Origin of the sequence: Rhizobium mayense (assembly GCF_030272705.1) — a bacterium.
Taxonomy (GTDB): Bacteria; Pseudomonadota; Alphaproteobacteria; order Rhizobiales; family Rhizobiaceae; genus Rhizobium; species Rhizobium mayense.
The window spans coordinates 1-756 of the sequence record NZ_JARFYM010000107.1; the positions used below are offsets into that span (position 1 = coordinate 1).

Below are 756 nucleotides of genomic sequence, written 5' to 3' on the forward strand. Positions count from 1 at the left end.
CCCGAGCCGCATGCCCTCGGCCTCACCCCCCGCCATCTCGCCTATGTCATCTATACCTCCGGTTCCACCGGGACACCAAAGGGCGTCATGGTCGAGCATCGGGGGATGATCAATTATCTGTCCTGGGCCTGCGATGTCTACGTGCCCAAGTCATCTTCCTTGGTCTCTTCATCACTCGCCTTCGATGCGACCGTTACCAGCCTGTTTGCTCCTCTGATGAGTGGTGGCCATACACAGCTTGTAACGGAGCGAGACGAGATCAGGGGCCTGCGGGCAAAACTCAATGCAGAGTGCGGCATAATCAAGATTACCCCGAGTCATCTGGATGTGCTCGGCCAACAGTTGCTGGTAGAAACAACCGACAGTCAGGTCGGCACGTTTGTCATCGGCGGTGAAGCGCTGTCGTCCTCCACGGTAGAATTGTGGCGCAGAATCCAGCCGACGGCCAGGATGGTGAACGAATATGGCCCGACCGAGACAGTTGTGGGCTGCGTCTTCTATGACATTCCGACCGAGTTCGCCACCTCAACCATTGTCCCGATCGGCCGACCAATTGCCAACGCGCGTGTGTATCTTCTGGACGGGCATGGTGCGCCGGTGCCGTTCGGGGCGGTGGGCGAGCTTTATATCGGCGGGGCAGGCGTTGCGCGCGGCTACCTGAACCGGCCGGAGCTGACGGCGGAGCGCTTCCTGGCCGATCCGTTCAGTGACGAAGCCGGCGCCCGCATGTACCGCACCGGCGATCTGGCCCGTTAT

General features: G+C 60.6%; 1 protein-coding gene. It reads left to right on the forward strand.

The window, feature by feature from the left end:
- Positions 1-756 (forward strand): AMP-binding protein (locus PY649_RS34785; RefSeq protein ID WP_285873606.1); only part of this gene is annotated, 756 nt, incomplete at both ends.